The 20,154-nt window shown below is 40.4% G+C and carries 16 protein-coding genes, 1 tRNA gene and 1 pseudogene; 17 read left to right on the forward strand and 1 reads right to left on the reverse strand.

Annotated elements, in window-relative coordinates; genetic code table 11:
- The 12 genes and pseudogenes from ACTJJH_RS06475 to ACTJJH_RS06530 all read left to right on the forward strand — a co-directional run.
- Positions 1-119, forward strand: a pseudogene (locus tag ACTJJH_RS06475) (hypothetical protein); the annotation flags it as partial.
- Positions 120-179: 60 nt separating this feature from the next.
- Positions 180-255, forward strand: a tRNA-Trp gene (locus ACTJJH_RS06480).
- Between the two features lie 75 nt (positions 256-330).
- Positions 331-771, forward strand: a complete 441-nt coding sequence (gene secE, locus ACTJJH_RS06485; protein WP_440600905.1) for a preprotein translocase subunit SecE — start codon at positions 331-333, stop codon at positions 769-771.
- A gap of 7 nt (positions 772-778) precedes the next feature.
- Complete coding sequence (nusG, locus tag ACTJJH_RS06490; RefSeq protein WP_002115092.1) at positions 779-1,312, forward strand: transcription termination/antitermination protein NusG; 534 nt, start codon at positions 779-781, stop codon at positions 1,310-1,312.
- Positions 1,313-1,421: 109 nt separating this feature from the next.
- Positions 1,422-1,850 carry a 50S ribosomal protein L11 gene (rplK, locus tag ACTJJH_RS06495; RefSeq protein ID WP_001074682.1) on the forward strand — a complete coding sequence of 143 codons (429 nt, stop codon included), beginning with the start codon at positions 1,422-1,424 and terminating at the stop codon, positions 1,848-1,850.
- A 3-nt stretch (positions 1,851-1,853) separates the two neighbouring features.
- On the forward strand, positions 1,854-2,549 hold the full coding sequence (rplA, locus tag ACTJJH_RS06500) for a 50S ribosomal protein L1 (protein ID WP_005804118.1): 696 nt from the start codon (positions 1,854-1,856) through the stop codon (positions 2,547-2,549).
- Positions 2,550-2,860: 311 nt separating this feature from the next.
- Positions 2,861-3,367 (forward strand): 50S ribosomal protein L10, encoded by a 507-nt coding sequence (gene rplJ / locus ACTJJH_RS06505; RefSeq protein ID WP_002115099.1) that lies wholly within the window; start codon positions 2,861-2,863, stop codon positions 3,365-3,367.
- Positions 3,368-3,409: 42 nt separating this feature from the next.
- A complete protein-coding gene (gene rplL, locus ACTJJH_RS06510; RefSeq protein ID WP_001229360.1) occupies positions 3,410-3,781 on the forward strand; it encodes a 50S ribosomal protein L7/L12 in 372 nt (123 codons plus the stop codon).
- A gap of 304 nt (positions 3,782-4,085) precedes the next feature.
- A complete protein-coding gene (gene rpoB / locus ACTJJH_RS06515; RefSeq protein ID WP_002114857.1) occupies positions 4,086-8,174 on the forward strand; it encodes a DNA-directed RNA polymerase subunit beta in 4,089 nt (1,362 codons plus the stop codon).
- An 86-nt stretch (positions 8,175-8,260) separates the two neighbouring features.
- Positions 8,261-12,454: a DNA-directed RNA polymerase subunit beta' gene (rpoC, locus tag ACTJJH_RS06520; RefSeq protein ID WP_002114988.1), complete on the forward strand. Its 4,194-nt coding sequence runs from the start codon at positions 8,261-8,263 to the stop codon at positions 12,452-12,454.
- 180 nt (positions 12,455-12,634) lie between these two features.
- The gene (locus ACTJJH_RS06525; protein WP_025464142.1) at positions 12,635-13,000 is read left to right on the forward strand and encodes a hypothetical protein; all 366 of its coding nucleotides are present in this window, start codon (positions 12,635-12,637) and stop codon (positions 12,998-13,000) included.
- A gap of 206 nt (positions 13,001-13,206) precedes the next feature.
- A complete protein-coding gene (locus ACTJJH_RS06530; protein WP_002115127.1) occupies positions 13,207-13,563 on the forward strand; it encodes a hypothetical protein in 357 nt (118 codons plus the stop codon).
- A 44-nt stretch (positions 13,564-13,607) separates the two neighbouring features.
- On the opposite strand, the gene ACTJJH_RS06535 is transcribed toward ACTJJH_RS06530, so the two are convergent.
- Positions 13,608-14,093: a DUF4442 domain-containing protein gene (locus ACTJJH_RS06535; protein ID WP_005079397.1), complete on the reverse strand. Its 486-nt coding sequence runs from the start codon at positions 14,091-14,093 to the stop codon at positions 13,608-13,610.
- A gap of 117 nt (positions 14,094-14,210) precedes the next feature.
- Between ACTJJH_RS06535 and ACTJJH_RS06540 the strand changes: the two genes are divergently transcribed.
- The 5 genes from ACTJJH_RS06540 to htpG all read left to right on the forward strand — a co-directional run bounded on the left by ACTJJH_RS06540 (position 14,211) and on the right by htpG (position 20,088).
- Positions 14,211-15,089, forward strand: a complete 879-nt coding sequence (locus tag ACTJJH_RS06540) for an alpha/beta fold hydrolase (RefSeq protein WP_320124062.1) — start codon at positions 14,211-14,213, stop codon at positions 15,087-15,089.
- A gap of 101 nt (positions 15,090-15,190) precedes the next feature.
- Positions 15,191-16,615, forward strand: a complete 1,425-nt coding sequence (locus ACTJJH_RS06545; protein ID WP_002114813.1) for a Na+/H+ antiporter family protein — start codon at positions 15,191-15,193, stop codon at positions 16,613-16,615.
- Between the two features lie 329 nt (positions 16,616-16,944).
- A complete protein-coding gene (locus ACTJJH_RS06550; protein WP_014208202.1) occupies positions 16,945-17,526 on the forward strand; it encodes an OmpW/AlkL family protein in 582 nt (193 codons plus the stop codon).
- 187 nt (positions 17,527-17,713) lie between these two features.
- On the forward strand, positions 17,714-18,067 hold the full coding sequence (locus ACTJJH_RS06555) for a lysozyme inhibitor LprI family protein (RefSeq protein ID WP_001060531.1): 354 nt from the start codon (positions 17,714-17,716) through the stop codon (positions 18,065-18,067).
- A gap of 101 nt (positions 18,068-18,168) precedes the next feature.
- The gene (gene htpG / locus ACTJJH_RS06560; RefSeq protein ID WP_410559668.1) at positions 18,169-20,088 is read left to right on the forward strand and encodes a molecular chaperone HtpG; all 1,920 of its coding nucleotides are present in this window, start codon (positions 18,169-18,171) and stop codon (positions 20,086-20,088) included.
- Positions 20,089-20,154: the final 66 nt, after the last annotated feature.

The following is a 20,154-nucleotide window of genomic DNA, read 5'->3' on the forward strand; positions in this document are numbered from 1 at the left end:
ACGTTGAAATGTCAGTAGAATTAATCCACCCAATCGCAATGGACCCAGGTCTACGTTTTGCGATCCGTGAAGGTGGTCGTACTGTAGGTGCTGGTGTTGTTGCGAAAGTAACTGCATAAGCATATTATAGTGACGGATTACGTCTCAGGTTGAGGGCTTTGGCTCTCAACTTGCATTATAGGTCAGTAGTTCAATTGGTAGAGCGTCGGTCTCCAAAACCGAATGTTGGGGGTTCGAGTCCCTCCTGACCTGCCATATTTTGAAATAAAAAGCTTGATGCTGGCTTAGTTGTTCATATAATAAGTCGCGAGTTCTACGACGAGTACAAAAATGTCGAATGATAAATCGCGTGACGCATTGAGCGACGCGCCAATTCCTCAAAGAAATAATTCTGCTGAAGTTGTTCGTTCTGGTTCGCCTTTAGATATTGTTCTATGGGTGATTGCAATAGCATTGTTGCTTTTAGCTACCATGGTGAATCAACATTTGCCAGCGTATTGGGCACCTGCAAATAATGTTTGGGTGTGCGTTGGGGCAATTTTTGCTTGTATCGTTGTGGCTTTAGGTTTATTATACGCCACCCATCAAGGTAAAGGCTTCGTTCGCTTGCTAAAAGATGCGCGAGTCGAATTGCGTCGAGTAACTTGGCCAACAAAACAAGAAACAGTCACTACATCGTGGCAGGTTCTATTGGTTGTAGTTGTCGCATCATTGGTTTTATGGTGCTTTGACTATGGTTTGGGTTGGTTAATTAAGTTGATTATCGGGTAAAAGAGCTATGAAACGTTGGTACATTATTCATGCCTACTCTGGCTATGAAAAACAAGTGATGCGTTCACTTACAGAACGAATCCAGCGTAGCGCTGTTGCCGATAGCTTTGGTGATGTCCTTGTTCCTACCGAAGAAGTGGTGGAAATGAAGGATGGTAAGAAACGTAAATCTGAGCGTAAATTCTTTCCTGGCTATGTGTTAGTCGAAATGGAAATGAATGATGATACTTGGCATATCGTTAAAGAATGTCCAAAGGTTCTAGGTTTTATTGGTGGCACACCTGAAAAACCAGCACCAATCACTCAACGTGAAGCAGATGCGATTCTTGCGCGTGTACGTAATACTGGTGAAGCGCCACGTCCTAAAACGATGTTTGAGCCAGGTGAAGAATTACTTGTTATTGACGGTCCATTCACAGACTTTAAAGGTGTGGTGGAAGAGGTTCAATACGATAAGTCACGTTTAACGTTGACGATTAATGTATTTAATCGACCAACTCAGGTTGAACTCGAGTTTCGCCAAGTCGAAAAAACGATTTAATCTCAATTGGTTGAAAAGCGCCCGATTTTATCGGGCATTGTTGTTGTAACAGTAGTGTTGCGTAAAGATTGGGGAGCCTAGCGGCGTTTGTACCCAGAGGTATTTTAAAATGGCTAAGAAGATTGACGGCTATATCAAGCTGCAAGTTCCAGCTGGTAAAGCAAATCCATCTCCACCAATTGGTCCTGCGTTAGGTCAACGTGGTGTAAACATCATGGCATTCTGTAAAGAATTCAATGCTGCTACACAAAAAGTTGAACCAGGTCTTCCAATTCCTGTAGTGATTACTGTGTACAACGACAAGTCGTTCACATTCATCATGAAAACTCCTCCAGCTTCTATTCTTCTTAAGAAAGCTGCTGGTATTCAAAAGGGTTCATCTGTACCAAACAAAACTAAAGTTGGTAAGTTGACTCGTGCTCAGTTAGAAGAAATTGCGACTACTAAAGAACCGGATTTAACTGGTGCTGATTTAGACGCACGTGTTCGTACCATCGCTGGTTCTGCACGTTCTATGGGCTTGGAAGTGGAGCTATAAGACATGGCAAAGTTAACTAAACGTCAAAAAGCCATTGCTGCTGCTGTTGAAGCAAACAAAGTTTACACTTTGGAAGAAGCAGTACAAGTTCTTAACAGCCTACCTGCTGCAAAGTTCAAAGAATCTTTGGATGTGGCTGTAAATCTTGGTGTAGACCCACGTAAATCTGACCAGGTTGTTCGTGGTGCAACTACATTACCTGCAGGTACTGGTAAAACTGTACGTGTAGCTGTATTTGCTCAAGGCGCGCAAGCAGAAGCTGCTAAAGAAGCTGGTGCTGATGTTGTAGGTTTTGATGACCTTGCTGAAAGCATCCAAGGTGGAAACCTTGACTTTGATGTTGTAATCGCTGCTCCTGACGCTATGCGTGTTGTTGGTAAGCTCGGTACAATTCTTGGTCCACGTGGTTTAATGCCAAACCCTAAAGTTGGTACTGTAACTCCTGACGTAGCGAATGCTGTTAAAAACGCTAAATCTGGTCAGGCTCGTTACCGTGTAGACAAAGCGGGTATTATCCATGCTGCGATCGGTCAAGTAGGCTTTGATGCTGCTGCTATCCGTCAAAACGTTGAAACTTTAGTTGCTGACTTGAAAAAGTTAAAACCTGCAACTTCTAAAGGTGTATACATCAAAAAGATCACTTTGAGCTCAACTATGGGTCCTGGTCTTACTGTTGATGTAAACAACGTTTCTAACTAAGTTTAGACTTAGTAAAGAATTTTAAAGTCCTGATTGGGGACAGAACTTAAATAGAAATATTTTTCTATTTGGTTGGGTAGGGCAAAGCTTTATCCCTTACTCATCAGGCGGACTTTGAATTGATAAATGAGAATTTATCAGCGTCAAAGACCTCAGGCGAAAAGATGTCATTTTCGAATAGCACTTTTCTTAATAAACCAGCCTGCGTAGACGCGGTGGTGTGATTTGTTCCTCCTCCGCGTGTAAGTCGAAAGGCTTACGAATTGGGAGTGTGCCCATTGGGTACATAAATCACCTTAGGAGGTTTTACAATGGCTCTTCTTATTGAAGACAAAAAACAGATCGTTGCGGAAGTAAGTGAAGTTGCTTCTAAGGCGTTTGCAGCCGTTGTTGCTGACTACCAAGGTTTAAGCGTAGAGCAATTAACAACACTTCGTGTTGAAGCTCGTAAGTTAGGTGTTTCTACACGTATTGTACGTAACACTTTAGCTAAACGCGCACTTCAAGATACTCAATTCAATATCTTGAACGACAACCTTGTTGGTCCAACAATTCTAGGTTTTTCAACTTCTGAAGATGACATGGGTGCAGCTGCACGTTTGTTCGAAGATTTTGCTAAAACTAACAAAGCATTTGAATTAAAAGCTGCTGCATTTGACGGCAAAGTTTATCAAGGTGCTGACGTTAGCGTAATTGCAAACCTTCCGAACCAAGAGAAAGCTCTTACTATGCTTGCCTCTGTCCTTCAAGCTCCTATTTCGAAATTGGGTCGCCTTATTACAGCGCTCAAAGAGAAAAACGAGTCAGAAGCTGCTTAATCAATTTTACACACCATTCAATATCCATTTGGAGTTATTCTCATGGCTTTAACTAACGAAGAAATCTTAAACGCAGTTGCTGAAAAAACTGTTCTTGAACTTGTTGAATTAATTTCTGCTTTCGAAGAGAAATTCAACGTTTCAGCTGCAGCTGTTGCTGTTGCTGCTCCAGCTGGTGGCGCTGCTGCTGCTGCTGAAGAACAATCTGAATTCAACGTTGAGTTGACTTCTTTCGGTGCTAACAAAGTAGCTGTAATTAAAGCAGTTCGTGAAGCAACTGGCCTTGGTCTTAAAGAAGCTAAAGACCTAGTTGAAGGTGCTCCTCAAGTTCTTAAAGAAGGCGTTTCTAAAGAAGAAGGCGAAGAACTTAAGAAGAAACTTGAAGAAGCTGGTGCTACAGTTACACTTAAGTAATTGTAAAAGGAGTCGGTTTTTAAATCGGCTCCATAAAATGGCTGATGGCTCTTGGGTCATCAGCCTTTTTGCGTTACAATAATCGGCTCGATTTTTGTTAGTTTTGTTTGATTTTTGAGAAAATCAAAATAAGACAAGTAATTTCAAATGTTTACCAATATTTTTCTTTTTTAAAAATATTGTTAAGCGTTTTTATACCACTAAAAATTGCAGCATTTGTAAACAGTGGTGGCCATATCGGCCTGCGTAATTCCTTCTGAGCCCGTTCTGCAGGCGGGCTTAGTTTACTTTCCGAGGACTCCAGATGGCATACTCATATACCGAAAAGAAACGGATCCGTAAGAATTTTGGTAAATTGCCCCAAGTAATGGATGCACCGTACTTACTTTCGATTCAGGTCGATTCGTACAGAACATTCTTGCAAGATGGCAAAACTCCAAAAAACCGCGAAGATATCGGTCTCCAAGCCGCATTTCGTTCAGTTTTTCCTATCGAAAGTTATTCTGGCAATGCTGCTTTAGAATTTGTTGAGTATAGCCTTGGTAAACCTGAGTTCGATGTACGCGAATGTATTCTTCGTGGTTCGACTTATGCGGCACCAATGCGCGTTAAAATTCGTTTGATTATTAAAGATCGCGAAACTAAATCAATTAAAGACGTAAGAGAACAAGAAGTCTATATGGGTGAAATCCCACTCATGACTGAAAATGGTACATTCGTCATTAATGGTACTGAGCGTGTAATCGTATCTCAATTACATCGTTCACCAGGCGTTTTCTTTGATCACGATAAAGGTAAAACCCACTCAAGTGGTAAAGTGTTGTATTCAGCACGTATCATTCCTTACCGTGGTTCATGGTTAGACTTTGAATTTGATGCAAAAGACTTAGTTTACGTACGTATTGACCGTCGTCGTAAATTACTTGCTACTGTTGTGTTACGTGCACTAGGTTATAACAACGAACAAATCTTGAATTTGTTCTATGAAAAAGTACCTGTGTATCTTGATATGGGCAGTTACCAGATTGACCTAGTCCCTGAACGTTTACGTGGGGAAATGGCTCAATTTGATATTGCTGACAATGACGGTAAAGTTATTGTTGAGCAAGGTAAACGTATTAATGCTCGTCACGTACGTCAAATGGAAGCTGCTGGTTTAACAAAACTTTCAGTTCCTGATGAATACTTATATGAGCGTATCACTGCTGAAAATATTACTTTGCGTGATGGTGAAGTAATTGCTGCGAATACTTTGTTAAGCCATGAAGTTATGGTGAAGTTGGCAGAAGGTGGTGTTAAACAGTTCAATATCTTGTTTACGAACGATATTGACCGTGGTTCGTTTGTTGCTGACACTTTACGTGCAGATACAACAGCTGGTCGTGAAGAAGCATTAGTTGAAATTTATAAAGTAATGCGTCCAGGCGAGCCGCCAACAAAAGAAGCTGCTGAAAACTTATTCAATAACTTATTCTTCTCTTCTGAGCGTTATGACTTATCTCCAGTAGGTCGTATGAAGTTCAACCGTCGTTTGGGTCGTCCATACGAAGTTGGTACTGACCAGAAGTCACGTGAAGTAGAAGGTATTTTATCGCACGAAGATATCATTGATGTATTACGTACATTAGTTGAAATCCGTAACGGTAAAGGTGAAGTCGATGATATCGATCACTTGGGTAACCGTCGTGTACGTTCTGTTGGTGAAATGACTGAAAACCAATTCCGTGTTGGTTTAGTTCGTGTTGAACGTGCAGTTAAAGAACGTTTAAGCCAAGCAGAAACAGATAACTTGTCTCCACAAGATCTAATTAACGCTAAACCAGTTGCAGCTGCAATCAAAGAATTCTTTGGTTCAAGCCAATTATCTCAGTTCATGGACCAAAACAACCCATTATCTGAGATTACGCATAAGCGTCGTGTATCAGCGCTTGGGCCTGGTGGTTTAACACGTGAACGTGCGGGCTTTGAAGTACGTGACGTACATCAAACTCACTATGGTCGTGTATGTCCAATTGAAACGCCGGAAGGTCCAAACATTGGTTTGATCAACTCGCTTTCAGTATATGCAAAAGCAAATGACTTTGGTTTCTTGGAAACACCTTACCGTAAAGTGGTAGATGGTCGAGTAACTGATGCAGTTGAATACCTTTCTGCGATTGAAGAAGTAGGTACTGTTATTGCACAGGCCGATTCTGCAGTAGATAAAGATGGCAACTTAACAGAAGAGTTTGTTTCTGTTCGTCATCAAGGTGAATTCGTACGTATGCCACCAGAAAAAGTGACGCATATGGACGTTTCTGCTCAGCAGGTCGTATCTGTTGCTGCATCACTTATTCCGTTCCTTGAACACGATGACGCGAACCGTGCACTTATGGGTTCAAACATGCAACGTCAGGCAGTTCCTACTCTACGTGCGGATAAACCGCTTGTAGGTACAGGTATGGAAGCGAACGTTGCACGTGACTCAGGTGTGTGTGTAATCGCAAACCGTGGTGGTGCAATTGAATACGTAGATGCTTCTCGTATCGTTATTCGTGTAAACGAAGATGAAATGATCGCTGGTGAGGCAGGTGTAGATATCTACAACCTCATTAAATATACGCGTTCTAACCAGAACACTTGTATCAACCAAAATATTATCGTGAATTTGGGCGACAAAGTTGCTCGCGGTGATATCTTGGCAGATGGCCCGTCTACAGATATGGGTGAGCTTGCGCTTGGTCAAAACATGCGCGTTGCGTTCATGACTTGGAATGGTTACAACTATGAAGACTCGATCTTATTATCTGAGCGTGTACTTCAAGAAGACCGTTTAACTTCTATTCATATTCAAGAATTATCTTGTGTAGCGCGTGATACTAAGTTAGGTGCAGAAGAAATTACTGCTGATATTCCTAACGTTGGTGAAGCTGCACTTTCTAAACTTGATGAATCAGGTATTGTTTATATCGGTGCTGAAGTTACAGCAGGTGACATCCTCGTTGGTAAAGTAACGCCTAAAGGTGAAACACAGTTAACTCCTGAAGAAAAATTGCTTCGTGCAATCTTTGGTGAGAAAGCAGCTGACGTTAAAGATTCATCTTTACGTGTTCCATCTGGTACAAAAGGTACAGTTATCGATGTTCAAGTCTTCACTCGTGATGGCTTAGAGAAAGATGACCGTGCATTGGCGATCGAAAAAGCACAACTTGATGCTTACCGTAAAGACTTGAAAGAAGAATACAAGATCTTTGAAGAAGCAGCTCGTGAGCGTGTAATTCGTTTGCTTAAAGGCCAAGAGTCTAATGGCGGTGGTTCAACTAAACGTGGTGACAAACTCGTTGAAGAAGTGTTATCTGGTTTAGAGCTTGTTGATTTACTTGAAATTCAACCGGCAGATGAAGCAATCGCTGAGCGTTTAACTCAAATTCAAGTGTTCTTAAAAGAAAAGAGCGCAGAAATTGACGAGAAATTCGCTGAGAAGAAACGTAAGCTTGCAACAGGTGATGAATTAACAACTGGCGTATTGAAAGTTGTTAAAGTTTACTTAGCTGTTAAACGTCGTATTCAGCCTGGTGATAAGATGGCTGGTCGTCACGGTAACAAGGGTGTTGTATCTAACATCTTACCTGTTGAAGACATGCCACACGATGCTAACGGTGTACCAGTAGATATCGTATTGAACCCGTTGGGCGTACCATCTCGTATGAACGTGGGTCAGATTCTTGAGACTCACTTAGGTATGGCGGCTAAAGGGCTTGGTGATAAAATCGAGAAAATGTTGAAAGAACAGCGTACAGTTTTAGAACTGCGTGAATTCTTAGACAAGATTTATAACAAAGTCGGTGGTGAGCAAGAAGATCTTGATAGCTTAACTGATGCTGAAGTCTTGGCACTTTCAGGCAACTTACGTGCAGGTGTACCTTTGGCTACTCCTGTATTCGATGGTGCTGAAGAAAGCCAAATTAAAGACTTGCTTGAGTTAGCTGGTATCTCTCGTACAGGTCAAACAGTATTGTTTGATGGCCGTACTGGTGAACAGTTTGATCGTCCTGTAACTGTAGGTTACATGTACATGCTCAAATTGAACCACTTGGTTGATGACAAGATGCATGCGCGTTCAACTGGTTCTTACTCTCTTGTTACACAGCAACCGCTTGGTGGTAAAGCACAATTCGGTGGTCAGCGTTTCGGTGAGATGGAGGTCTGGGCACTCGAAGCTTACGGCGCAGCATATACTCTCCAAGAGATGTTAACTGTTAAGTCGGATGACGTTGAAGGTCGTACACGCATCTATAAGAATATTGTAGATGGTAACCATTATATGGATCCGGGTATGCCTGAATCGTTCAACGTATTGACCAAAGAGATCCGTTCTTTAGGTATCAACATTGAACTGAAAAATGGTGATTAAGTCGTAAGACTCACGATTTTTTAGGTAAAAACAATATTTGTGACCCAGTCGGGTAAGCGTTGCTTCCCGACACACGGAGAAAAAAATTGAAAGACTTGCTCGATATCATGCGTAAGAAAACGGACTCAGATGGTCATGCACCAATTGAGTTTGACCGTATCCGTATTGGTCTTGCGTCACCAGAAATGATTAAGTCATGGTCTCATGGTGAAGTTAAAAAACCTGAGACAATTAACTACCGTACTTTTAAACCTGAACGTGACGGTTTGTTCTGTGCCAAAATTTTTGGTCCAGTAAAAGATTACGAATGCTTGTGTGGTAAATACAAGCGTATGAAATACAAAGGCGTCATTTGTGAAAAATGTGGCGTTGAAGTAACTACAGCGAAAGTTCGTCGTGAACGTATGGGTCACATTGAACTTGCTTCTCCAGTTGCACATATCTGGTTCTTAAAATCGTTACCGAGCCGTATCGGTTTATTATTAGATATGACACTTCGTGATATCGAACGTGTATTGTATTTCGAATCATACGTTGTAACTGACCCAGGTATGACTCCGTTTGAAAAGTATCAACTTTTAACAGACGAAGAATACTTCAATGCACTTGAAGAACACGGTGATGAATTCACTGCGAAAATGGGTGCAGAAGCGGTTCAGGACTTGTTGAAAGATATCGATCTTGAAGCTGAAATCGCACGTTTACGTGAAGAAATTCCTCAAACAACTTCTGAAACGAAGTTGAAAAAAGCGTCTAAACGCTTGAAATTGATGGAAGCATTCAAAGATTCAAACAACAAGCCAGAATGGATGGTGATGAATGTACTTCCGGTACTTCCACCTGATTTACGTCCATTAGTTCCACTTGAAGGTGGTCGTTTCGCGACTTCTGACTTGAACGATTTATACCGTCGTGTCATTAACCGTAACAACCGTTTGAAGCGTCTTCTTGACCTTGCTGCTCCAGATATCATCGTACGTAACGAAAAACGTATGTTACAAGAGTCTGTAGATGCATTGCTTGATAACGGTCGTCGTGGTCGTGCAATTACTGGTTCTAACAAGCGTCCATTAAAATCTTTGGCAGATATGATCAAAGGTAAACAAGGTCGTTTCCGTCAGAACTTATTAGGTAAGCGTGTTGACTATTCTGGTCGTTCGGTAATTACTGTAGGTCCTACTTTACGTCTTCACCAATGTGGTCTTCCGAAGAAAATGGCACTTGAATTATTCAAGCCATTCATTTTCGCGAAACTACAAGCTTCAGGTCAGGCAACTACCATTAAAGCTGCGAAGAAAATGGTTGAGCGTGAGACTCCGGAAGTTTGGGACGTTCTTGCTTCTGTAATTCGTCAACACCCAGTAATGTTGAACCGTGCGCCAACACTTCACCGTTTAGGTCTTCAAGCATTTGAACCTATTCTTATTGAAGGTAAGGCAATCCGTCTTCACCCACTCGTTTGTGCTGCGTTTAACGCCGACTTCGATGGTGACCAAATGGCGGTACACGTTCCATTGACACTTGAAGCACAGTTAGAAGCTCGTGCATTGATGATGTCAACAAACAACATCTTGTCACCAGCAAACGGTGAGCCAATCATTGTTCCTTCTCAGGACGTTGTCTTGGGTCTTTACTACATCACACGTGATGCTGTAAATGCCAAAGGTGAAGGCATGGTGTTTGCGGATACTCATGAGGTAAACCGTGCACTTGCTACTGGACAGGTTGCTATCCATGCGCGTGTTAAAGTACGTGTACACCAAACTGTTATCAATGAAAATGGTGAACGTGAACACCAAACTATTATTGTTGATACAACACCTGGTCGTTGTTTGCTTTGGGAAATTGTTCCACAAGGCTTAAGCTTTGACATGATCAACCTTGAGATGACTAAAAAGAACATCTCTAAATTGATCAACTCTTGCTACCGTAAACTTGGTTTGAAAGATACAGTTATCTTTGCTGACCAATTAATGTACTTGGGCTTCCGTCAAGCGACTCGTTCAGGTGTATCTGTAGGTATGGAAGACATGCTCATTCCACCTACTAAGCACACAATTATTGATAAAGCAGAAACAGAAGTTCGTGAAATCGAACAACAGTTCGAACAAGGTTTCGTAACTGCTGGTGAGCGTTATAACAAAGTTGTCGATATCTGGGCGCGTACAAACGACCAAGTTGCTAAAGCAATGATGGATAACTTGTCTTATACACTTGTTAAAAACAAACAAGGTGAAGATGAGAAACAAAAATCATTCAACAGCATCTATATGATGTCTGACTCTGGTGCCCGTGGTAGTGCGGCGCAGATTCGTCAGCTTGCTGGTATGCGTGGTTTGATGGCAAAACCGGATGGCTCGATTATTGAGACTCCGATTAAAGCGAACTTCCGTGAAGGTTTAACAGTACTTCAGTACTTTATTTCAACACACGGTGCGCGTAAAGGTTTGGCCGATACAGCATTGAAAACTGCGAACTCTGGTTACTTGACTCGTCGTCTTGTAGACGTAGCGCAAGACTTGGTAATTACTGAACCTGACTGTGGTACAGCGGGTGGTTTAGTAATGACTCCATTCATTCAGGGTGGTGATGTCATCGAGCCATTACGTGACCGCGTTTTAGGTCGTGTAACTGCTGAAGATGTACGTCGTGCATCTGATGATGAAGTTGTATTACCTCGCGGTACGTTAATTGACGAGAAAATCGCAGCTCAGCTTGAAGAAGCTGGTGTCGATGAAGTTAAAGTACGCTCAGTAATCGCATGTGAATCAACATTCGGTGTATGTGCTCGTTGTTATGGTCGTGACCTTGCACGTGGTCACTTGGTGAACCCAGGTGAATCAGTTGGTGTAATGGCTGCACAGTCAATCGGTGAGCCAGGTACACAGTTAACGATGCGTACGTTCCACGTTGGTGGTGCTGCGAGCCGAACTTCTGCTGCGAACAGTGTTCAAGTACGTAACAAAGGTACTGTACGTTTCCATAACGTGAAAACTGTACAACATGCAAAAGGCCACTTGGTTTCAGTTTCACGTTCAGGTGAAATTGGTATTGCCGATGATTTAGGTCGTGAGCGCGAGCGTTATAAACTTCCTTACGGTGCAAGCATCTTGTTGAAAGATGGTGAAGCTGTAGAAGCTGGCGGTATCGTAGCGACTTGGGATCCGCATACACATCCATTGGTAACAGAAGTTGCTGGTAAAGCGCGCTTCAGCCAAATCGCTGATGGCGTAACTGCAACATCGAAAACTGATGATGCAACTGGTATGACTACTGTTGAAATCTTGCCTGTAACAGCTCGTCCTGCTTCTGGTAAGGATTTACGTCCTGCAATCGTGTTGGATACAACAGATGGCGGCGAACAGTTCTACTTCTTGCCACAAAATACAATCGTAACTGTCCGTGATGGCGAAACGATTGGTGTGGGTGACGTTATTGGTCGTGTACCACAAGAAACATCACGTACTCGTGATATTACCGGTGGTCTTCCGCGTGTAGCTGACTTGTTCGAAGCGCGTAAGCCAAAAGAGCATGCAATTCTTGCTGAAGTATCAGGTGTTGTAAGCTTCGGTAAAGAGACTAAGGGTAAAAACCGTTTGGTAATTACTCCTGATGATGGTTCTGAGATTTACGAAGAATTGATTCCAAAATGGCGTCAAATCAACGTATTCGAGGGCGAGCATGTGAACCGTGGTGAGACTATTTCTGATGGTCCACAAAACCCACATGACATCTTGCGTTTGAAAGGTGAAGTTGCATTAACTAACTACATCGTGAACGAAGTTCAAGACGTTTACCGTCTCCAAGGTGTAAAAATCAACGATAAGCACATTGAAGTTATCGTACGTCAAATGTTGCGTAAAGTTGATATCACTGATGGCGGTGATACAAGCTTTATTAAAGGCGAGCAAGTGGATTACATCCGCGTTGTTCAAGAGAACCAAGCTGTCTTGGCTCAGAACAAGTTCCCTGCGAAGTTTGAACGTCAATTGATGGGTATTACGAAAGCATCGCTTTCTACTGACTCGTTCATCTCTGCTGCATCGTTCCAGGAAACAACTCGTGTGTTAACTGAAGCGGCTGTAACAGGTAAAGAAGATGATTTACGTGGCTTGAAAGAAAACGTTGTAGTAGGTCGTTTGATTCCAGCAGGTACTGGTCTTGCATACCACTTAGAGCGTCGTCGTCAAGAAGCAGAAGCTGCAGAGCATGAGCTTCATAATGACTTCAGCGAAGTAGACCAAGCATTTAGCCAAGCATTAAACTCTGAACAATTCTAAGTTTAGACTGGCACTAAAAAAGGCACCTTAGGGTGCCTTTTTTATATACATTTATTTATAACAATTTTAAATTGTAATTACATAAACATATTAAAGAGCCATTATTTTATTACTTAAGCGGGATAAAGACTCCACAAAAACACATTAGGCTACCTGCTTATGAAGACTGGAGTAAATCTAATGAAAAAAATGATGATGATTGTTAGTGTTGGCCTGATGTCTACAACTTTGTTTGTTGGTTGTCAGAATGCAAGCCCAGAAAGTCAACGTATTGGTTCAGCTGCTATTGGTGGTGGCGCAGGTGGTGCGGTAGGAAAACATGTGGGCGGTAATATCGGTGCAGGTCTAGGAGCGGCACTCGGTGCAGGTGTTGCGGCTAATGCAAAAGGGTCTAGCAGTAAAACCATACGTAATAGTGCAATTGGTGCTGGTGTCGGCGCTGTATTAGGTGGAGCAATTATTGGTGGCGATGCTGGTGCTGCTACAGGTGGAGCATTGGGTGGTAGTGCTGGTGCAGCCTATGAAGAGAAGAAAGGGAAGTACTAAAAATATCCTTAATAATTGTTAAACCATAGAAGTCTTTATGTGATTAAAGACTTCTTTTTTATAATTAAAATTTTGCTTAATAAATATAAAAGGCAGAGCTTTACAAAATATCAATCGATTAGGACAGACAGATAACACAATCTGATCAAATTCCTCATAAAAGGGGATTATTCTTTTCTCTAGAACAGATCATTGTGAGAACGGTCATGAAAAAAACAATTGGATTAGTTTCTGCTTTAATGTTGTCTACACTTATGTTCACAGGCTGCCAAAATATGAGCCCATCTGACCAACGTATTGGTGCAGCAGCAGCAGGTGGAGCACTTGGTGGTGGTTTAGGTAACCATGTAGGTGGAGGTATTGGTGCAGGCTTAGGCGCAGCGGTAGGTGCAGGCGTAGGTTCTAATACCCAAGGCGGCAGTAAACAGACAACGACTAAGAGTGCGATTGGTGCTGGTATCGGTTCAGTCGTAGGTAAAGCACTGATTGGTGGTGACTCTGGTGCTGCAATTGGCGGTGCGATCGGTGGTGGTGCTGGTGCTGCAATTGAAGAGAAAAGATAAAAAATTAACAAATAAAAAAATAAGCGCTTTTAGCGCTTATTTTTTTATTGAGGAAAAGGTTTCGCTTTTTTACGTCTGATATAAAGCGTTTTCTGAACCTCTGCAATTCTTACCCCAGATTCATCAAAAATGTTTAGATGATAAGTTCTTAAAACAGGTTCATAGTTCTCGGCAAGTTCACGAATTTGTTCTATTTCAGCTAAATCAACTCGAATATCTGCATGTACAGTACTGCGTCCTGGAGAAAGAAAATTGATTTCGGCAGCTTTGTCCCAAACAATATATTTTGATCCGAGATGATGCATAAGAATCATCATATAAAATGGGTCAACCATTGAATAAAGGCTTCCACCAAAATGTGTACCGACTAAATTTTGGTTTTTCCAAGTCAGTGGCATTTTTACACGCACATGGCAAAGTTCTAAATTCATGATTTCAATATAAATCCCTGCGCCACGATAAGGGGGATAGTGATTAAATAGAAATTTTGAAATCGTAGGATTGTTCTGAAGTCTTCTTAAAATAGCCATAATAGTCAATTTTTTTTATTGCAACAGTATTCATACTAGATAAGTATCATCTTTTTTATATTGATGGCAATGCTCTATCCGACTAACGACATGATCGATTGAAAAACAAGATAGGAAATGATTATGCAGCCAAAAGTTCATACAGTAACAACAAGTGATCAACAAACGCTTTGTGCTAAAACATGGGGTGACGAAAAAAATACTCCCTTGGTTTTAGTACATGGCTATCCAGATAATCAAGAAGTATGGGAATCAATCATTGAGCATTTGATTAATGACTTCTACATTGTTACTTACGATGTACGTGGAGCTGGTTTATCATCTATACCAAAACGTATACGTGATTACCGTTTAGAGCGTTTATCTCTAGACCTTCAAGAAGTTGTTGATGAGTTATTGCCAAATCGTCAATTCCATATGGCTGCACATGATTGGGGTTCGATTCAGTCTTGGGAGTCGGTCACTGAGCCTAAGTTCAAAGGTCGTTTATTATCATACACCACCATTTCTGGACCATGTCTTGATCATGCCGCTTTATTTTTACGTGATAAATTTAAATCTTCACCAACTCAAATCTTAAAAATATTAACCAAATCTTGGTATATCGGGGCATTTCATCTTCCGTTATTAGCACCAACTGTATGGTCTCTATTTAGTCCTGAAAAATGGGGTAAAGTTCTTACTCAGTTGGAAAGGAAAAGTAATTTACCTTTAAATAATAATATTAATGCTGATGGTAAATATGGCATTAATTTATATCGTGCCAATTTTATTCCTCGCTTAACTGGCCCACGTCAACGTTATGCACAGTGTCCAGTTAAGGCTGTTATTTTAAAATATGATACTTTTGTGAGTCCTGAATACATCACTGAGGCTATGCCAAAGTGGGTTGAAAAATTTGAATATGTAGAGCTTAATGCAAATCACTGGGCAATTCTGAGTGAGCCAGAGAAAATAGCAACTCATATTCGTGAGTTTATTAAATCTCAAGCTTAACAGTGAAATAACTGCATAAAACTGTTAATTAGGCGATATTTTCGGCTTCATAGATATGAATCTGCTAGAATATCGCCTTTTGTTTTGCTCTGAACTTATTCATGAATGCTGTCGTTATTGCGATTGCAGTGATGTTCTTATTATCACTGGCGCGCGTTTCTGTCGTACTGACTTTAGTGGTTTCTGCCATTGTGGGCGGCCTCGTAGCAGGTTTAAGCCTTTCTCAAACCGTTGAAGCTTTTAACGCTGGTCTTGGCGATGGTGCTGAAGTTGCACTTGCCTATGCAGTGTTAGGGGCATTTGCTCTGGCTCTATCAAAATCTGGTTTACCTGATTTACTTGCTCATAAGCTGATTGGTTTATTGGGAATGGAAGCTGGGAAAAGCCGTCAGACTAAAGTGAAATATCTCCTCTTAGGTATTTTATTAATTTCTGCTATTTTCTCTCAAAACCTTATTCCAGTTCATATTGCCTTTATTCCTGTACTGGTTCCGCCACTACTACGGGTAATGAACCATTTAAAATTAGACCGCCGCGCCGCAGCCTGTGTACTTACGCTAGGTTTGGTTGGTACTTATATTTTTCTTCCAGTTGGATTTGGTGCAATTTTCCTTGAACAGATTCTAATGGGAAATATCAACAAAATTGGGGCAGCGTACGGCTTACATGTTGATCGGGCAATGATGCCAATTGGCATGGCCATTCCTGTTTTAGGTATGGTATTAGGCACCTTGGTTGCTGTATTTATTAGCTACCGTAAGCCAAGAATTTATGCTGATCGTGCGATTACGCCTGTGACTACGATTGATTTAGATAAACCTATTCGTGCAACTACTCAAGTTGAAACAGCCGACTTAAAAGCAGATGCTGAAGAGTTAAAGCATGAAGCAGAGCAAGCACCAGTTATTGCAAAGAAAACAATCTTGATGGCACTACTCGCAATTGGCTTAACGCTCGCTGCGCAGCTATATTCAGGTTCGATGATTTTGGGTGGCTTAGTCGGTTTTGCTGTTCTATCTACTGCCGGAATTTTTAAATGGCAAGATGCAGATGATGTCTTTGTACAAGGCATGCGAATGATGGCTTTAGTAGGCTTCATTATGATTTCTGCTGCCGGTTTCGCCTCGGTCATGACCCATACAGGTGATATTAATCAGTTAGTAAATGGGGTAGTCGAGATTATTGGAGATAACCGCGCGCTTGCTGCTTTCCTAATGCTTTGTATTGGCTTATTTGTGACAATTGGTATTGGTTCATCTTTCTCAAGTGTTCCTGTATTAGCTGTTATTTATGTGCCTTTATGTGTGCAGTTTGGTTTCTCACCATTAGCAACAATTGCACTTATTGGTACAGCAGCAGCATTAGGTGATGCTGGATCGCCAGCCTCTGACTCAACCTTAGGGCCAACAGCTGGTTTAGGGGTAGATGGGCAACACGATCATATTTGGGATACAGTCGTACCTACCTTTATTCACTTTAATATTCCGCTATTAATTTTTGGCTGGATCGCTGCAATGGTTTTATAAAGTTTTTATAAAATATTAAAGTGTAAACCTTCTTAATAATGATCTTTAGATTTAAATTAAGAAGGTTTTTTATTGTCTAAATAAAACATGTATTCAAAATAAATTATATTAAAACACTCGGAATTTAAAAGTATATTGAAATGGTTGGTAATATAAAATAATCTTGATTAATAAGGTTGGAATAAAAACCTATTGAAATAGTTGGATAATATATAATTTTATTTAAAACAGTAATTTAAAAATAAACTATAAAATAATTTTATAATGAGTATTGCATGGTTTTAAAATAAATGTTTATTATAAATATAAATAAGGTTGGAGATATTAAAGTGTTTAAAAAAGCTTTGGTTATTGCATTAATGGGGATGTCTTCTTTTACTTTTGCTGGTAACTGGCAAGTGAAATTTGGTGGTAGTGTTATTGCTCCATCTGAAGATACAACAACACCTTTAGGCGTGGTAAAAGCAGATCATGAATATGCATTTACACCATCGGTAGAATACTTTTTTGGTCAATCTCCATTTTCGGCAGAATTATTATTAGCAGCACCGGTTAATCATGATGTATTGCTAGATGGTAAAAATGTAGCGCGTATTAAACAGTTACCACCAACAATTACAGCAAAATATCATTTTAAAAACTCTACACGTTTCACACCGTATATTGGTATTGGTGCTACAGCATTTATTCCTTGGGACGAGCAAGGCGTTGCTGACAAAGTAAAAGAAGACTTTGGTGTGGCAGGACAAGTTGGTTTTAATTTCCAACCTGCTGATGCTAAAAACTGGGGTGTATTTGTAGATGTACGTTATGCTGATTTAAGCCCAGAAGTTACCTTAACAAATGGTGCTAAATTTGATCTAGATATTAATCCGTTTGTTTACACTTTAGGTTATAGCTATAAATTTTAAGCATAATAATAAATAGAAAAATATAATAATAAACCTAGACTCAGGCACCTCACATATATTTTATGTGAGGTTTTTTTATGGATTTTATTTGCACTAAAAAAAGCATAAAACAGACAGTTTTATACATATTTTCTGCAAGTTTTTTTCTAAACTAATTTCTATTCATTACAAGCATGGGAATAAAAACATGAATAACAAATTAGCGATTTGTTTAGCACTTTTGAGCGGTATTGCTTTTACTCAAAATTTACAAGCTGCAAGTTTTTCGTGCGATGCTGCAAAAACGAAAACGGAAAAAAGTATTTGTAAAAACCGTTCTTTAAATGATGCAGATGTAAAAATGGCAACGACGTATCAAATCGTTTTACATGCTTTACCTATGGGTGGGCGAGATAACCAGAAAGATACTCAGCAGCAATGGCTGAAAAAAAGAAATGCTTGTGCTGCCAATGTCAGTTGTATTAGCAAAGCTTACCAACAACGTCAAAAGCAGTTAGATACGATATTGCAAGATAGGGTGTTAAGCCACGGCCCATTTTAATTAGAGTAAAAATTTTTAATATTCAGGATTGAAAAATTCTAGAAGTACTCCATTCATAAAGCATTCGAGAACAAACAGCTTCAAAATTTAAGGAGTGATTTATGAGTGAACAAGCATCACAAAATTATAGTTTCCAAGCAGAAGTTGCCCAGCTTTTACATTTAGTGACGCATTCTCTCTATTCTAACCCTGAGATTTTCTTACGTGAGCTTATCTCTAATGCATCAGATGCATGTGATAAGTTACGTTTTGAAGGAATTAATCATCCTGAATATTATGAAAATGATCCAGACTTACATGTACGAATCAGCTTAAATAAAGAAGATAAAACCTTAACGATCTCTGATAACGGTATTGGTTTAAGCCAGCAAGAAGCGATTGATAACTTAGGTACGATTGCGAAGTCAGGTACTAAAGATTTCATGTCAAAATTGACTGGCGATCAAAAAGCAGATGCTCAGTTGATTGGCCAATTTGGTGTGGGTTTTTATTCAGGTTTTATTGTTGCAGACAAGATTACGGTTGAATCACGCCGTGCGGGTCTAGATACATCTGAAGGGGTGCGCTGGATTAGTGGTGGTACAGGCGAGTTTGAAGTTCAGCAAATTGATAAGGCTTCCCGTGGTACTGACATTATTCTTCACTTACGTGATGATGCGCTTGATTATTTAGAATCTTATAAAGTTAAGCAAATCGTTAATAAATACTCTGACCACATTAGCTTGCCAATTGAAATGCAAAAAGAAGTTTGGCAAGAAGAAGAGGTTGCTGAAGGTGAAGAGCCTAAAGGCGGCCAAATGGTCAAAACTGACGAGTGGGAAGCGATTAACTCGGCAAGTGCTTTATGGACACGTAATAAAAGCGAAGTGACTGAAGAGCAATATATTGAGTTCTATAAAAACTTAACTCATGACTTTGAAGCACCACTGGCTTGGGCACATAACCGTGTTGAAGGTAGTACGGAATATACCCAATTACTTTATATTCCAAGTAAAGCACCACATGACATTTTTACACGTGAAGCAAAAGCGGGAATTAAGCTATATGTAAAACGTGTGTTCATCATGGATGATGCGGATAATTTAATTCCAAACTATTTACGTTTTGTTCAAGGTGTCGTGGACAGTGCGGATTTACCACTTAATGTTAGCCGTGAGTTGTTGCAAGAAAGCCGTGACGTCAAAACGATTCGTGAAGGTAATGCACGCCGTGTATTAACTGTACTTGATGGTTTGGCTAAATCGGAAGATGAAAAAGACCAAGAAAAATTCAAAACCTTCTATAGTGAGTTTGGTTCAGTACTTAAAGAAGGCTTGGGCGAAGACTTTGGTAACCGTGAACGTATTTTAAAATTATTACGTTATGCGACTTCAACAAATGATGAAGTAACGACTTCTTTTGCTGACTATAAGGCACGTATGAAAGAAGGCCAAAAAGCCATCTATTATGTGACTGCTGACAGTCTAGCAGCAGCGAAAAACTCGCCGCAGCTTGAGTTGTTTAAGAAAAAAGGCATTGAAGTGTTATTAATGGCAGAGCGTGTTGACGAATGGGCAATGAATTTTGTTCAAGAGTTTGACGGTACGCCATTAAAGAATGTGTCGAAAGGGGCTGTTGATTTAGGCGATTTGCAAGATGCTGAAGAGAAGAAAGCACTTGAGCAAGCAGCTGAACAGTTTAAGCCTGTTGTTGAGAAACTAAGTGACTCATTAAAGGCTAAAACTAAAGAAGTACGTGTAACTACACGTCTAGTTGATTCTCCAGCGTGTTTAGTGACAAGTGAAGGTGAATTGTCTCCTCAACTTATTCGCATGCTAAAACAAGCTGGACAAGCAGTGCCAGAAATCAAACCTATTTTAGAAATTAACCCTGAACATCCTTTAGTGAAAAAACTTGAAGGTTCAGAACAGTTTGATGATTTGGCAAACGTGATTTTCGATCAGGCTGTAATTGCAGAAGGTGGTTTGCCAGAAGACCCAGCAGCTTATGTGAAACGTATTAATAGCTTATTGTTGAAATAATTTTATGATATAAAAAAGCCTCTGGACTATCAGGGGCTTTTTTTTGTGGATAAAGAAAGAGTTATC

The sequence above is a fragment of the Acinetobacter sp. 22301 genome (genome assembly GCF_052045285.1).
GTDB lineage: Bacteria > Pseudomonadota > Gammaproteobacteria > Pseudomonadales > Moraxellaceae > Acinetobacter > Acinetobacter pittii.

What these genes read in the sequence shown, in the direction of transcription:
- rplJ (WP_002115099.1), top strand. Translation starts at nt 2,861, where the DNA reads ATGGCTCTTCTTATTGAAGACAAAAAACAGATCGTTGCGGAAGTAAGT.
- ACTJJH_RS06555 (WP_001060531.1), top strand. Translation starts at nt 17,714, where the DNA reads ATGAATAACAAATTAGCGATTTGTTTAGCACTTTTGAGCGGTATTGCT.
- rpoB (WP_002114857.1), top strand. Translation starts at nt 4,086, where the DNA reads ATGGCATACTCATATACCGAAAAGAAACGGATCCGTAAGAATTTTGGT.
- ACTJJH_RS06545 (WP_002114813.1), top strand. Translation starts at nt 15,191, where the DNA reads ATGAATGCTGTCGTTATTGCGATTGCAGTGATGTTCTTATTATCACTG.
- nusG (WP_002115092.1), top strand. Translation starts at nt 779, where the DNA reads ATGAAACGTTGGTACATTATTCATGCCTACTCTGGCTATGAAAAACAA.
- ACTJJH_RS06540 (WP_320124062.1), top strand. Translation starts at nt 14,211, where the DNA reads ATGATTATGCAGCCAAAAGTTCATACAGTAACAACAAGTGATCAACAA.
- rplA (WP_005804118.1), top strand. Translation starts at nt 1,854, where the DNA reads ATGGCAAAGTTAACTAAACGTCAAAAAGCCATTGCTGCTGCTGTTGAA.
- ACTJJH_RS06530 (WP_002115127.1), top strand. Translation starts at nt 13,207, where the DNA reads ATGAAAAAAACAATTGGATTAGTTTCTGCTTTAATGTTGTCTACACTT.
- ACTJJH_RS06535 (WP_005079397.1), bottom strand. Translation starts at nt 14,093, where the DNA reads ATGGCTATTTTAAGAAGACTTCAGAACAATCCTACGATTTCAAAATTT.
- rplK (WP_001074682.1), top strand. Translation starts at nt 1,422, where the DNA reads ATGGCTAAGAAGATTGACGGCTATATCAAGCTGCAAGTTCCAGCTGGT.
- htpG (WP_410559668.1), top strand. Translation starts at nt 18,169, where the DNA reads ATGAGTGAACAAGCATCACAAAATTATAGTTTCCAAGCAGAAGTTGCC.
- ACTJJH_RS06525 (WP_025464142.1), top strand. Translation starts at nt 12,635, where the DNA reads ATGAAAAAAATGATGATGATTGTTAGTGTTGGCCTGATGTCTACAACT.
- secE (WP_440600905.1), top strand. Translation starts at nt 331, where the DNA reads ATGTCGAATGATAAATCGCGTGACGCATTGAGCGACGCGCCAATTCCT.
- rplL (WP_001229360.1), top strand. Translation starts at nt 3,410, where the DNA reads ATGGCTTTAACTAACGAAGAAATCTTAAACGCAGTTGCTGAAAAAACT.